Below are 13,384 nucleotides of genomic sequence, written 5' to 3'. Positions count from 1 at the left end.
ATAAATAACCGGGGGATTCCGGGTCAGTAATGCACCACGCTGCGGATCGACTTGCCTTCATGCATCAGGTGGAAGGCTTCGTTGATCTCATCGAGGGGCATGGTGTGGGTGACGAACGGCGCGAGGTCGATTTCGCCCTTCATGGCGTCTTCGACCATGCCCGGCAGCTGCGAGCGGCCCTTGACCCCGCCGAAGGCGGTGCCAAGCCAGCGTCGGCCAGTGACCAACTGGAACGGGCGGGTGCTGATCTCCTGTCCGGCGCCAGCCACGCCGATAACGACCGACTGACCCCAGCCGCGATGGGCTGACTCCAGCGCCGCGCGCATCACGTTGACGTTGCCGATGCATTCGAAGGAGTGGTCGACGCCCCAGCCGGTCATCTCGATGATGACCTGCTGGATGGGCTTGTCGAAATCCCTGGGATTGATGCAATCGGTCGCGCCAAAGGTGCGTGCCAGCTCGAACTTGGACGGATTGGTGTCCACGGCGATGATGCGCCCGGCCTTGGCCTGGCGCGCACCCTGAATCACCGCCAGACCGATGCCGCCCAGGCCGAACACTGCGACCGAGTCGCCGGGTTGCACTTTCGCAGTGTTATGCACCGCACCGATGCCGGTGGTGACGCCGCAACCCAGCAGGCAGACGTGTTCCGGATTGGCCTGCGGATTGACTTTCGCCAGCGAAACCTCCGCGACGACGGTGTATTCGCTGAAAGTCGAGCAGCCCATGTAGTGATAGATCGGCTGGCCGTTGTAGGAAAAGCGCGTGGTGCCGTCCGGCATCACGCCCTTGCCCTGGGTGGCGCGCACGGCCACACACAGATTGGTCTTGCCCGACTTGCAGAATAGGCACTCGCCGCATTCGGCGGTGTAGAGCGGGATCACATGGTCGCCCGGCTTGACGCTGGTGACGCCTTCGCCGACCTGGACCACGATACCGGCGCCTTCATGGCCCAGCACGACAGGGAAGAGGCCCTCGGGGTCGTCGCCCGACAGGGTGAAGGCGTCGGTGTGGCAGACGCCGGTATGGGTGATCTTGACCAGAACTTCACCGGCCTTTGGTGGAGCGACGTCGATCTCGACGATTTCAAGCGGTTTGCCTGGCCCGAAGGCGACGGCAGCACGTGACTTCATGCTTTTCTCCTGTAATCGGTGGGCACTTTACGGAGGTGCGGCAGTTGCCGCTCCACCTGGGCGACCAAAGGTTTAGCGTTGCGTTAAAGGCACGTCCAGGGCATCGCCGATGGTATAGAAATGCCCGCCGGCGACATGATGCAAGCTGCGCCAGACCGGGTCGGCATGCTCGTAGCGCCAGCGGCCATCGCTGAACGCCCGCGCGTCCGCCCAGGCGCCGACCACCTCGCCGATGAACAAGTCATAGGTCTCCTGATTGCGCACTTCCGGGATGAGCCGGCACGCCAGCCAGGCCGAAGCTCCGGCCACGAAGGGTTGGTCGAAGCCGTCGAAGCGCAGGAGCTCCACGCCGCAGTTCTGGAGCTTGTCCGGATCCTGATGCAGGCTCCGGGAGCCTACCTCGTGCACCAGCCGCGCTTGCGCGACAGTTGGAATCTGGATGACGAATTCACCGCTGGCCTCAATCAGTTCGCGCGTTCGTGTGATCTTGTCCAGCACCACGGTCAGCCTGGGTGGCGAAAAATCCAACGCACAGGCCCAGGCGGCGGCCATGACGTCGTCGACTCCACTGTGGCGGGCCGACACAAGGACGGTCGGACCATGGGTGATCAGCCGGTAGGCATCGTCCAATGCGACCGACAGGACGTGTTCGGTCATGTCATTCCTCTCTTCAAATATCCACGCCCGGGTCCGGTATGCAGCCGGGCGCGTCCCGGGCGCCGCGTCCGCCAGCGCAGCTGGACGGACAGGGCTTGGGTGATCAGATATCCACCACGACCTTGCCGAAATGGCGGCCGCTCTCCTGGTAGCGGAAAGCCTCAGCAAGCTGCTCCAACGGGAAGCTGCGGTCGATCACCGGGTGGATGCCGGTCTGCTCCAGCGCCGCCACGTACTCCTGCTGCAGGCGCCGGCTGCCGACGATCAGGCCCTGCAGGCGTGCCTGCCTGGCCATCAATACGGCAGTCGGCACCTCGCCGCCTCGGCCGGTCAATACGCCGATCAGCGCGATATGACCGCCCACGCGCACCGCATGAATGGACTGTGCCAGCGTGCCCGGGCCGCCGACTTCCACGACGTGATCGACGCCGCGCCCGCCGGTGATCTCCAGCACCCGCTTGCCCCATTGCGGCGTGCGGCGGTAATTGATGAGGTGGTCGGCGCCGAGCGAGCGCAGACGTTCGAGCTTTTCATCCGACGAGGAGGTGGCAATCACGCTCGCGCCCATCGCTTTTGCGATTTGCAGCGCCGCCACCGAAACCCCGCCGCTACCCAGAACCAGCACGCTCTCGCCGGCCTTGAGCGGGCCGTCGGCCACCAGGGCGCGCCAGGCGGTCAGCCCGGCGGTGGTGATGGTCGCCGCCTCGGCGTGGCTCCAGCCGCGCGGCGCCAGGGTGAAGTCGGCGGCTGCGCGCACCGCGACTTCGGTGGCGTAGCCGTCGATGCCGTCGCCCGGCGTGCCCTGAAAGTTGCCGACCGCGGCGAACGGCAGGCCGTCGGTCCATTGCGGAAAGAAGCCGGAGACGACGTGGTCGCCGGGCTTGAACTCATTCACGCCTTCGCCCACCTCTTCGACGACGCCGGCGGCGTCGGATAGTAGTACCCGTCCGTCGGCGGCGGGGATGCCGCCGTTGGCGACCAGCAGATCGTGGAAGTTGAGCGAGCTGGCGTGCAGCTTCACACGGACCTGACCTGGACCAGGCTGGCCGGGGTCGGGGAGTTCGCGTAGTTCGAGGCAGTCCAGGCCGCCGGGGCTGCGTGTCACGATGGCTTTCATCTGGAATCTCCTGTTGCTTCGCGCGGGCCGCCTCGCCGGGAAGCGGCCCGCAACGGTTAGGCTGTTTCGCCTCAGGCGGCGGCCAGGCTCGCGCTGTCGATCACGAAGCGGTACTTCACGTCGCTCTTGAGCATGCGCTCGTAGGCGTCGTTGATCTGCTGGATGGCGATCATCTCGATCTCGGCGACGATGCCTTTCTCGGCGCAGAAGTCGAGCATCTCCTGGGTCTCGGCGATGCCGCCGATCAGCGAGCCGGCGATGCTGCGGCGCTTGAAGATGAGATTGGCGATGCTCGGCGACGGGTGCGGGTGCTCGGGTACGCCGACCAGGGTCATGGTGCCGTCGAGTTTGAGCAGGCCAGTGAAGGCGTCGAGGTCGTGGCTGGCTGCGACCGTGTTGAGGATGAAGTCGAAACTGTTGGCGTGCGCCGCCATCTCTTCAGCGTTACGCGAGACAATGACTTCGTCGGCGCCCAGTTCCAGCGCAGCGGCGCGCTTGCTCTCGCTGGTGGTGAAGGCCACGGTGTGTGCGCCCAGGGCATGTGCCAGCTTGATGCCCATGTGGCCAAGCCCGCCGATACCCACGATGCCCACTTTCTGGCCAGGACCGACCTTCCAGTGGCGCAACGGCGACCAGGTGGTGACGCCGGCGCACAACAGCGGCGCCACGGCGGCCAGTTGCGCCTCGGGGTGCGAAACCTTCAGGACGAAGTCGTCCTTGACTACGATCTGCTGCGAATAGCCGCCCAGGGTGTGGCCGGGCGCATCATGCGTCGGGCCATTGTAGGTGAAGACCTGGCCGTGCTCGCAATACTGCTCCAGGCCCGCGTCGCAGGCCGGGCAATGATGGCAACTGTCGACCAGGCAGCCGACGCCGACCGTGTCGCCGATCTTGAACTTGGTCACTGCACTGCCGATGGCCGAAACGTGGCCGACGATTTCGTGCCCGGGCACGCAGGGGTACAGCGTGTTGGCCCACTCGTTGCGGGCCTGGTGCAGGTCGGAATGGCAGACGCCGCAGTAGGCGATGTCGATCTTGACGTCGTGCGGCCCCGGCTCGCGGCGAACAATGTCGAGCGCCGCCAGCGGCGTGTCAGCGGCATGGGTGCCATAGGCTTTTACTGTCATGGTGTTTCTCCTCGTAGGCCTACCGTCGCTTAGGCGACGCTGGTGTGCAGGCGCACGTCGACGTTGCCGCGGGTGGCGTTCGAGTACGGGCAGACTTGGTGGGTGGTTTCCACCAGCTTCTGCGCGTCGGCTTCGCTCAGGCCCTGGACTTCCACATACAGGTCGATGTCCAGGCTGTAGCCGCCCTCGGCGTTCTGGCCGATGCCGACCTCGACCGAGGTCTTGGTGGCAGTAGGTGCCAGCTTCAGTTGCTTGGCCGCCACCGGCAGCGCGTTGTCGAAGCAGGCGGCGTAACCCATGGCAAACAGTTGCTCGGGGTTGACGCCAGCCTTGCCGGACCCCGGCATGGCCATATCCAGCGCGAGGCTGCCATCGTCCAGCGTGGTGCGGCCGGAACGGCCGCCGACGGCGGTGGCGCGGGTCTTGTAGAAAATCTTCATGGTATTCAGCTCCGTAGGTTTACGAAGGGCGGTGTGCTCCGCCCAGGAAAAAATCATTCGCTCAGCTGTGCCTCGACCGCTTTCTGCTTGTCGGCATAGGGCGCGCGCAGCGCCAGGCTGGAGGTCCCGTCCGGGCTCTGCATCACCACGGCCTTGGCGTGGCTGAAACGCCGGAACCCATGGATGCCGTGGTAGGCGCCGATGCCGGAAGGGCCGATACCGCCAAACGGCAGATCCTCGATAAAAGCGTGGATCAGCGTGTCGTTGATCACTGCTGCACCCGAGGTGGTGCGTTCGGTGAAGCGCTTTTGACGCGTTGCGTCGCTGCCGAAGTAGTACGCGGCCAGCGGACGCGGATGGGCATTGACGTAGTCGATGGCATGGTCAAGATCCGGGCAGTTCACCAGCGGCAGGACCGGCCCGAAGATTTCTTCCTGCATCACGCGCATCGTATCGTCGGGATCCAGTACAAGCGTCGGTGCCAGCAGGCGGGTCGCAGGATCGGCATCTGCTTCGCCGTCCGGTGCAAGACTGATGACGGTTGCTCCCTTGGCCTGGGCGTCATCGAGCAACACCTGCAGGCGCTGGAAGTGCCGATCGTTGACAACGGCGGTGTAATCGGTGTTGCTTCCCAGATCTGGATAAGTGGCCGCAACGAACGCGCGGGCGTGCTCGATGAACGCCTCGCGTGCGGACGGCGGCAGAAGCACATAATCGGGGGCGATGCAGATCTGCCCGGCGTTGAATGTCTTGGATGTGAGCACCCGCTCGGCCACTATCTTGATGTCGGCGTCCACGTCGACGAGCACGGGCGATTTGCCGCCAAGTTCCAGCGTTACCGGTACAAGGTTCTCGGACGCGGCGCGCATCACAAGACGCCCCACTGCCGTGCTGCCCGTGTAAATGAGATGGTCGAACGGTTGCGCGGTGAAGGCGGCGCCGACTTCGGCGTCTCCGAGCACGACGCCGAATTCGAGCGCATCGAAATAGCGCGGAATCTGCTCGGCCAGCAGATCGGAGGTGCGGGGCGTCAGTTCGGACGGCTTGAGCAGCGCGCGGTTGCCGGCGGCGAACACGCCTGCGAGTGGCCCGAACGAGAGGTTGATCGGGAAGTTCCAGGGGCTGATGATGCCTACTACACCGAGTGGCTGGTATTCCACGCGTGCCTGCACGCCCGGCATACCGGCGTCTTGCGCTTCGGGTCGCATCCAATGTTCGAGTTGCTCGCGCGCGTGGCGCATGCTCTTGATGGGCGCAAGCACATCGGTGGCCAGTGTCTGATAGGGGCTGCGGTGGCCATAATCGGCGCGAATGGCCGATTCCAGCTGCGCGCGGTTATCGGACAACAGGCGTTCGGCGCGAGCGAGCCGATCCCGCCGCTGTTCGGCGTCCGCCGGGCCATCGCTCAGGTGCGCCTGCTTCATCGCCGCGACGACGCCAGGCAGGCGCGTGATCAGATCGGATGTACTCATGAGGGTTTCCTAAGTTCGGTTAACGTTGAACGTCGCCCGTGGACGCGAAACGGCGGCCGGCGGTACCGTGCCGCCGGCCCGCTTGCATCAGAACGGCGCGTCGATGTCGACCACGTCGATCAGCTTGTGGTTGACGAACTCCTTGAGGCCCAGGCCGAGCAACTCTCGGCCGTAGCCAGAGCGGCGTACGCCGCCGAACGGCAGGTCGGCCTTGGCCATGGTCGGGTGGTTGACGAACACCATGCCGGTGGAGATGCGCTTGGCGACTTCGGCGCCATGTTTGGCGTCGGCGGTGAACACCGAGCCGCCCAGGCCGAACGGCGAGTCGTTGGCGATGGCGATCGCTTCTTCCTCGTCGTGGGCGCGGTAGACCAGCGATACCGGCCCGAAGAATTCCCAGTAGTAGGCCGGGTTGTCCGGAGTCAGGCCGGTGAGGATCGTCGGCTGCACGAAGGCACCTTGCGCCGGCACCTTGGGCCCCACCTCGGTCGCGGTCGCGCCGTGGGCGACGGCCTGGCGGATCTGTTCCTTGACGTCGTCGGCGGCCTTCTGCGAGGACAGCGGCGCCAGGGTGGTAGCGGGGTCGAACGGATCGCCCGCCTTGAGCCCGGCCACGCCCTCGGTGTAGCGGCGCAGGAACTCATCGTAGATGGCCTCGACCAGGATGATGCGCTTGGAGGACACGCAGACCTGGCCGGCGTTCCAGTGGCGGCCGAACACCGCCCACTTCACGGTCTTGTCCAGCTCGGCGTCGGCCAGCACCACGAAGGCGTCGGCGCCACCGAGTTCCAGCGTGGACTTCTTCAGCGCCTTGCCAGCCTGGGCGGCGACCACCGCGCCTGCGCCTTCCGAGCCGGTCAGCGCCACGCCGTGCACGCGCGGGTCGTTGAGGATGATCTCGATGTGGTGCCGCGCCGCATAGAGGTTCTTGAAGGCGCCCGCGGGCAGGCCTGCTTCGAGCATCAGCTTCTCGAAGGCATCCGCGCTCTGCGGCACGTTGGAGGCGTGCTTGAGCAGCAGCGTGTTGCCCGCGGCCAGTTGCGGGGCCAGGATGCGGGCGATCTGGTAGTAGGGGAAATTCCACGGCTCGATCGCCAGGATCACACCCAGCGGCTCGTGTACCAGCAACGCGTCGCCCTCGGCGGGATCGGCCACGGTCAGTTTCTCCGGTGCCAGCAGGGCCTCGGCGTTCTTCACGTAATACTCGAAGATGCGCGCGGAAAGTTCGACCTCGGCCAGTGCCTCGGCGGTGATCTTGCCCATCTCCAGGGTCAGCAGTTTCGCGTAGTCGCCAGCCTTGGCGCGCAGCAGGTCTGCGGCACGCTGCAGGATGGCACCGCGCTCGGTGAACGAGCGCTCGCGCCAGGACAGGAAGGCTTCGTGCGCAGCGGCGATGGCCTGTTCCACCTCGGCGTCGGTGGCGTCCGGGAAGGTCTTCAGGGTCTCGCCGGTGTAGGGGTTGATGGTGGCGTATGCCATGTTCGATGATTCCTTGTGACAGTGGATGGAGGAAGGCGTCACGGCCTGCAGAGCCGGAGCGCGGACGAGGAATTCAGCGCAGGGTGAAGCCGAGCGCGTTCAGGGCTTCGCGCAGGCGATGGCGGCCCATCAGCGCGCCGGGGCTGCCGATGCGTTGCACCGACACTTGCGACCAGGGCCGGTCGTCACGCTGCTGCTCCTGCTGGAAGCGGCGCATCAGCGGGTCGTAGTGCGCCACCGCGGCGGCCTCGCCGGCAGCGTCGTAGCGTTCGTGATGCAGCACCGCCGGCTGTGCCAGGCGCGGCTTGACTTCGGCCGGGCGGGCCGGATCGGGATGGCCCACGCACATGCCGAACACCACGAAACTGTCCTGCGGCAGCCCCAGTTCAGCGGCGACCTGCTCTGGATGGTTGCGCATGCCGCCGATGTAGACGATACCCAGCCCCAGGGCTTCGAAGGCGTTCGCCGCGTTCTGCGCGGCTAACGCGGTGTCGACCGCTCCGACGGTGTAGCTCTCCAGGTAATCGATACCGTCGGTCGCGGCACCCTGCGCGGCACCGAGTCGGCGCAGCCGCGACCAGTCGGCGACCCAGGCCAGAAACAGCGGTGCCTCGGCCACGTGGCGCTGACCGCCGGCCAACGCGGCCAGGCGGGCGCGCCGCGCGGGGTCGCGCACGGCGATCACGCTCCATGGCTGCAGGTTGGACGAACTGGAGGCTGATTGCGCGGCAGCGATGGCGAGTTGAAGTGCCTCGTCGTCGACCGGTTGATCGGTGTAGGCGCGCACTGATCGGTGCTCCAGCAGCGCGGCCAGCGCGGCGGGAACAGGGGGCAGCGGCAGGGCGGCGGCCTCGCCATAGCGGGCCTGCCATGCGGAGGCTGGGTCGATCTGATGGGAAGTCATTCCAGAATCCTGTGCGTGTTAGGGGACTCAGGCCGCAGGTGTCGCGCCGATGCCGTCAAGCAACAGCACGCGGTAGTCCGCGCCCTTGAACCGGTGCACCCGTGCTGCCTGGTAAGCGGGGCTGTGATACCAGGCGCGTGCGGCCTGCATGTCGGAAAAGCGCAGGATCACGCCGCCCTCGATCGCCGGTCCCTCCAGCACCTCGAAATCGCCATAGAACGCCAGCGGCGTCAGATCGTGTCCTTCGCGCGCGGCTGGAGCCTGCCTCGCATAGATGTCAAGTTCGGTGGCGTCGAGGGTGCGTTCGCGCAGGAAAACCACGTAAGCGGACATGTTCAATCTCCTCACAGAAGGGCGAGCAGCGCCTTGGCGGCGTCGGCGGACGAGGCAGGGTTCTGGCCGGTGACCAGAAGGCCGTCGGTCAGCACGTGGGACTGCCAGTCGCCGCCCTTGCTGTAATGACCGCCATTGGCCTTGAGCACGTCCTCGACCAGAAACGGCACCACATCGGTCAGGCCAACCGCAGCCTCCTCGCTGTTGCTGAAACCGGTCACCTGCTTGCCGGCGACCAGCGGCTTGCCGTCGGCATCCTTGACGTGGCGCAGCACGCCAGGTGCGTGGCAGACCGTTCCGACCGGCTTGTTCGCCTTGACCGCCGCTTCGATCAGACCGATCGAGACCGGGTCTTCAGCCAGGTCCCATAGCGGGCCGTGGCCGCCGGGATAGAACACTGCATCGAAGTCGCCGATGGCGACCTCGGCCAGCTTGCGGGTGTTGGCCAGGGCCTTGACCGCGTCAGCGTCGGCCAGGAAGCGACGGGTCGCCTCGGTCTGGGCGTCGGGTTCGTCGCTCTTGGGGTCGAGCGGCGGCTGGCCGCCCTTGGGCGAGGCCAGGGTCAGCTTCGCGCCGGCATCGAGGAAGGCATAGTAGGGGGCAGCCAGTTCCTCCAGCCAGAAGCCGGTTTTCCTGCCAGTGTTGCCGAGTTGGTCGTGCGAAGTGAGGATGACGAGAATATTGGCCATAGCGGCTCTCCTTTGGAGGTTCGAAGTGAAAGACTCAGGGGGTGCCGACTCGTACCACGACCTTGCCGAAGTGCCTGCCGGCGAGCAGGTCGATCAGCGCCTGGGGCGCATGTTCCAGGCCCTCGACGAAGTCTTCGCGGACCGAGACCTTGCCCTCGGCGACCCATGCGCCCATGTCGCGCTGAAACGCCGCGAAACCGTCGGCGTAGTGGTCGCCGATGATGAAACCCTGCAGCAGCAGGCGCTTGCGCAGAACCAGCCCCAGCATCATCGGCATGCGGTCCGGGCCAGGTGGCAGGTCGGTGTCGTTGTAGTGGGCGATCAGCCCGCACACCGGCACGCGGGCGCCGACGTTCAGTCGCGGCAGCACGGTGTCGAGCACCGTGCCGCCGACGTTCTCGTAGTAGACGTCGATACCCTGCGGCGTCGCGGTAGCCAGTTGTTCGGCAAAGTCGGGCGCGCGGTGGTCGAGGCAGACATCGAAGCCGAACGCTTCGCGCGCGTAGCGGCATTTTTCCGGCCCGCCGGCGATGCCGATGGCGCGCGCGCCCTTTAGCCGGGCAAGCTGCCCAACTACCGAGCCGACCGCGCCGATGGCGGAGGCGACGACCACAGTCTCGCCCGGCTGCGGCCGGCCGATGTTCAGCAGGCCGTGGTAGGCGGTGAAGCCGGGCATGCCGAGCACGCTCAGCGCCAGCGAAGGATTCGTGGTCCGGGAATCGAGCACGACCAGTCCACGACCGTCGGAAAGCGTATGGCTCTGCCAACCCGTGTCGCCGACGACCAGGTCGCCAACCTTGAATGCCGGGTCGTGCGAAACCTCCACCCGGCTCACCGCGCCGCCGGTCATCACCTCGCCTAGCGCTACGGGTGGAGCATAGGACGGAGCATCGCTCATTCGCCCCCGCATATACGGGTCGAGCGAGAGGTACAGCGTGCGCAGCAGGAGCTGGCCCTTGCCTGGCTCAGGCAGCGATTCCTGTTCCAGCCGGAAGTCGTCTGGCGTCGGCTCACCCGAGGGGCGTGAGGCAAGTACGATGCGGGTTTGCAGGATCGCAGTGGTCATCGCTGACTCCTGAAAAGGACGGCCGAAACGGACTCATGTGCGTGCGTGGAAGCAAAGTTTGTCATCTGATTGAATTAGGCCGGTCGTATACAGTTTGGGCAAAAAAAAAAGCTACGAGGACTTTTTTCTGTCTGTCAGGCGCAGCGTCGAAGATGAGAAGACAGGCCTAGCAGGCCCTGCGTAGCAGCCAGCGCGGCCTCCATGGGTACACGGTCGCGCGTGAGCTTGGCGCACAGGCTCGCGCCCAGCCACAACTGGTACAACGTGTTCGCCGTTGTGCTGGCATCCAGCTCAACCGGAAGCGAGCCGTCGCTGGCGCCATCCTCGATGGCGCTGGCCAAACGCGCGATCACTCGCGTGGTGCCCTGTTCAAGAACTAAACGCATCGCCTCGGAGAGGTCGCTGACCTCCGCAGCCAGCTTGACCGCCAGACACTTGCCCTTCGGGTCACAGGCTGCCTGGGTCTCCAGCCAGTACTCGAAATAGGCGATCAGTCGCTGTGCTGCGGAAAGATCAGGACGACTCAGCAGATTATCGAGCGAAGCCAGGTAATCGGCGAAGTAATCCTCCAGCAGCGCTTCGCCAAAGGCCTCCTTGGAGCCGAAGTAATGGTAGAAGGAACCCTTCGGCACGCCGGAAGCCTGGAGAACCTCGTTCAGGCCCACGGCGCTGAAGCCCTTTCCCGCGATAATGATCCGGGCGGTATCGAGGATATGTTGGCGGACGTCGTTCGTGGCATTAGTCATGGTTTGTATCTTACCCTGAAACTAGACCGGTCGTCTACAATCATCGGGCAAGTTGATGATGACAGTTAAAAGCTATTAATAGAGCGCTTGCTGCGCAATGCCAGGGACGCTTCCCGGACAGCAGCAGCCGCTTCTCAAGAGGAAGATTCGCGCTCAACGGCTTATCTGCTTGGTATGCGTGTCTGCTTCTCTCGCCGGCAGCGTACAAACGCGGGCGGCAGCTGGCTGTGCCAGCAAACCGTGATGGTTTCTGGTTACCGCTACAGTTACCGCCACCCGAGTTCCCATTTATCCGGGTTCTGTATTTCGGGAATTCCGAAAATGATCAGCCGGAAAAAGTGGGGAAATCCGTGTACCCGTTGGCGCCGCCGCCGTAATAGACGCTGCTGTCAGCAGCCGCCAATGGCTGGTTGCCGCGCAGTCGCTCGACAAGGTCAGGATTGCCGATGAACGGCCGGCCAAACGAAAAAGCCCCTCGAAAGGGGCTGGTTGGGTCAGGCTTGGTACACGAAGTAGTGTTCGCGCTGACGTGGAAAGAACACGTGCTTCCACGTGTCGCCGCCGGTGTTGCCACCGTCGAAAACGACCATTTCGTAGTCGTCAATGTCGGTGTCGGCCAGATCGGCGCTGGCGATATGGCGCATGTGCAGCGTGCCACTCAAGCGCTCGAATACCAAGATCTGGCCGATGGCGTCGTCCTGGCCCATGGCGTTGACGCAGGCTCCAAGCTGATGCTCGAAGTCGCGTGCGGGCGAGATGAGGTCGGGGAACATAAAGTGCTCCTATGAAATTGGACCAGCCCGGCTCCTAGAAAGGAGACGGGCTGGCATGGAGGGCAAAGAGGAAGGTGGGCTCGTGGTGTGTTTGCTAGGACTCGGCCAGCGGCAAGCCCGGCAACACGGGCGCGTCGGCGTCGAGGATGAGGATGCGCACATCGGCCTGGCCAGCCAGTTCCAGGATGTTCGCGAGGTCGTCTGGCATGCCCTTGCTGCGGTGCTCCTGCCGAAGCTGCTCGGCGGTGATGCCATCGGCGTGCTCCAGGTTCTGGTCCGTCCAGGGCGTTGAGATCAGCTTGACGCCGATCGCCGGGCTGTACGGAACCCGAAAGGCGATGAACAAAAAGGCCTCCGGCGTGGCGAGGTCCGCCAGATTGGCGAGGTACTGGCCGGTTTCCTGGCTGATGTGCGCGCTGCTGATTTCCCAGCAGCGGCTGTAGTAGCCGGTCTCGAAACTCAGGCGCTGCACGATTTCCCGCGCGGCCTCGACCGAATAGCTGTCACCGACGTGGATCAGGCGATCGTCGAAGTCCTCGCCATGAATGGCATAGACCACGGCACCGATCACGCCTTCGCCGTTAACGCCCTCATCGGCATCGCATTCGGCCAGCACCTCGGCGCTTATAGGTTCAGAGCCGTTCGTGACCACCGCGAAATCGCTGGTGACGATGCAGGAAGATGAAATCAGTTCCTGGTCGGAAAGATGTTGCTGGCTCGGGTGGATATTTCGCCAGACATGCGGGCTTCCGTCCTCGTAGCTGATGGACAGCGTGCGGACGATTTTCAAGTTCCAGTAGCCGCGAACAAAGGGATTGGGATTCTGAGACATGGGAACGCTCCAGATTGAATAATGGAGCCAATTCCCGCCACCGGGAATTGGACCCAGTGGGTTGAAAAGGGAAAATGCGTCAGTCGGCGCTGATCGTTGGCTTTGATTCAGCCGCTTTACGCTGGGCTACGGAAAGGAAATCGAGGGACATGGCCGTGTGGACGCATGTCCCTCGTGGGGAACGAAAAGACGGGGGTGTGCCCGAAACGGGCTCACCAGCCGCTGTAGTTCACCATCAAGTCGGCGATGACCTTGCGGCGTTGCAGATCGAGGCCGTCGAAGTCCGACAGCCCGTCGAAGTGGCAGCGCTTGAGCATGGCACCGCCCTCGCGCGCGTTGTAGAAGCTGACCATGGCGGACAGGAACATGCGTTCGCCGCTGCTCAGGACGCCGAGGGCATCATTGAGCAGCAGCATGTTGGGACGCAGATCCCACTTGCTCTTGGCCTGGTTCAGACCTTCACGGGTGCCGTCGCCGAACCACTCGGGACCAGCAATCTCGGCACCACGCTTCCAGGCCTCGAAGAAGGCTTGGGGCGCGGCAGCGAAATGCTGCTCTTCCCGCATGATCTGATCGACGACGTCCTGCGGCAGCAGTTGATTCATGGCGTGATTCC

Annotated in this window: 15 protein-coding genes and 1 pseudogene; all 16 read right to left on the bottom strand. The window is 64.6% G+C overall.

What is annotated here, in order from left to right; translation table 11 throughout:
• Positions 1-23: 23 nt before the first annotated feature.
• Positions 24-1,133: an S-(hydroxymethyl)glutathione dehydrogenase/class III alcohol dehydrogenase gene (locus tag N5J73_RS17425; protein WP_058131072.1), complete on the bottom strand. Its 1,110-nt coding sequence runs from the start codon at positions 1,131-1,133 to the stop codon at positions 24-26.
• Between the two features lie 72 nt (positions 1,134-1,205).
• Positions 1,206-1,790: a flavin reductase family protein gene (locus N5J73_RS17420; RefSeq protein WP_023112350.1), complete on the bottom strand. Its 585-nt coding sequence runs from the start codon at positions 1,788-1,790 to the stop codon at positions 1,206-1,208.
• Between the two features lie 103 nt (positions 1,791-1,893).
• Positions 1,894-2,907, bottom strand: coding sequence for an NAD(P)-dependent alcohol dehydrogenase (locus tag N5J73_RS17415; RefSeq protein WP_023007052.1), 1,014 nt, complete (start codon positions 2,905-2,907; stop codon positions 1,894-1,896).
• Positions 2,908-2,978: 71 nt separating this feature from the next.
• On the bottom strand, positions 2,979-4,034 hold the full coding sequence (locus N5J73_RS17410; protein ID WP_023102505.1) for an NAD(P)-dependent alcohol dehydrogenase: 1,056 nt from the start codon (positions 4,032-4,034) through the stop codon (positions 2,979-2,981).
• A gap of 29 nt (positions 4,035-4,063) precedes the next feature.
• Positions 4,064-4,474, bottom strand: a complete 411-nt coding sequence (locus tag N5J73_RS17405; protein ID WP_023007050.1) for an organic hydroperoxide resistance protein — start codon at positions 4,472-4,474, stop codon at positions 4,064-4,066.
• Between the two features lie 53 nt (positions 4,475-4,527).
• On the bottom strand, positions 4,528-5,946 hold the full coding sequence (locus N5J73_RS17400) for a coniferyl aldehyde dehydrogenase (RefSeq protein WP_023007049.1): 1,419 nt from the start codon (positions 5,944-5,946) through the stop codon (positions 4,528-4,530).
• Between the two features lie 87 nt (positions 5,947-6,033).
• Positions 6,034-7,425, bottom strand: coding sequence for an NAD-dependent succinate-semialdehyde dehydrogenase (locus tag N5J73_RS17395; RefSeq protein WP_058131069.1), 1,392 nt, complete (start codon positions 7,423-7,425; stop codon positions 6,034-6,036).
• Between the two features lie 73 nt (positions 7,426-7,498).
• Positions 7,499-8,329 carry a nitroreductase family protein gene (locus tag N5J73_RS17390; protein ID WP_034030325.1) on the bottom strand — a complete coding sequence of 277 codons (831 nt, stop codon included), beginning with the start codon at positions 8,327-8,329 and terminating at the stop codon, positions 7,499-7,501.
• Between the two features lie 27 nt (positions 8,330-8,356).
• Positions 8,357-8,662 (bottom strand): DUF1330 domain-containing protein, encoded by a 306-nt coding sequence (locus N5J73_RS17385; protein ID WP_023007046.1) that lies wholly within the window; start codon positions 8,660-8,662, stop codon positions 8,357-8,359.
• A gap of 11 nt (positions 8,663-8,673) precedes the next feature.
• Positions 8,674-9,351, bottom strand: a complete 678-nt coding sequence (locus tag N5J73_RS17380) for a type 1 glutamine amidotransferase domain-containing protein (RefSeq protein WP_034030322.1) — start codon at positions 9,349-9,351, stop codon at positions 8,674-8,676.
• Positions 9,352-9,385: 34 nt separating this feature from the next.
• Positions 9,386-10,417 carry an NADP-dependent oxidoreductase gene (locus N5J73_RS17375; protein WP_023007044.1) on the bottom strand — a complete coding sequence of 344 codons (1,032 nt, stop codon included), beginning with the start codon at positions 10,415-10,417 and terminating at the stop codon, positions 9,386-9,388.
• Between the two features lie 134 nt (positions 10,418-10,551).
• A complete protein-coding gene (locus N5J73_RS17370) occupies positions 10,552-11,163 on the bottom strand; it encodes a TetR/AcrR family transcriptional regulator (protein ID WP_023112346.1) in 612 nt (203 codons plus the stop codon).
• 325 nt (positions 11,164-11,488) lie between these two features.
• Positions 11,489-11,653, bottom strand: a pseudogene (locus N5J73_RS17365) (alkene reductase); the annotation flags it as partial.
• A 4-nt stretch (positions 11,654-11,657) separates the two neighbouring features.
• A complete protein-coding gene (locus N5J73_RS17360; RefSeq protein WP_003158620.1) occupies positions 11,658-11,936 on the bottom strand; it encodes a hypothetical protein in 279 nt (92 codons plus the stop codon).
• 94 nt (positions 11,937-12,030) lie between these two features.
• Entirely contained in the window at positions 12,031-12,768 is a 738-nt protein-coding gene (locus N5J73_RS17355; RefSeq protein ID WP_003158619.1) for a hypothetical protein, read from the bottom strand.
• Positions 12,769-12,980: 212 nt separating this feature from the next.
• Entirely contained in the window at positions 12,981-13,373 is a 393-nt protein-coding gene (locus tag N5J73_RS17350; protein ID WP_033981906.1) for a hypothetical protein, read from the bottom strand.
• Between the last annotated feature and the right edge of the window lie 11 nt (positions 13,374-13,384).

Source organism: Stenotrophomonas sp. GD03654 (genome assembly GCF_029845105.1).
Classification (GTDB): domain Bacteria; phylum Pseudomonadota; class Gammaproteobacteria; order Xanthomonadales; family Xanthomonadaceae; genus Stenotrophomonas; species Stenotrophomonas africana.
This window is presented reverse-complemented; position numbering and strand designations above follow the sequence as displayed.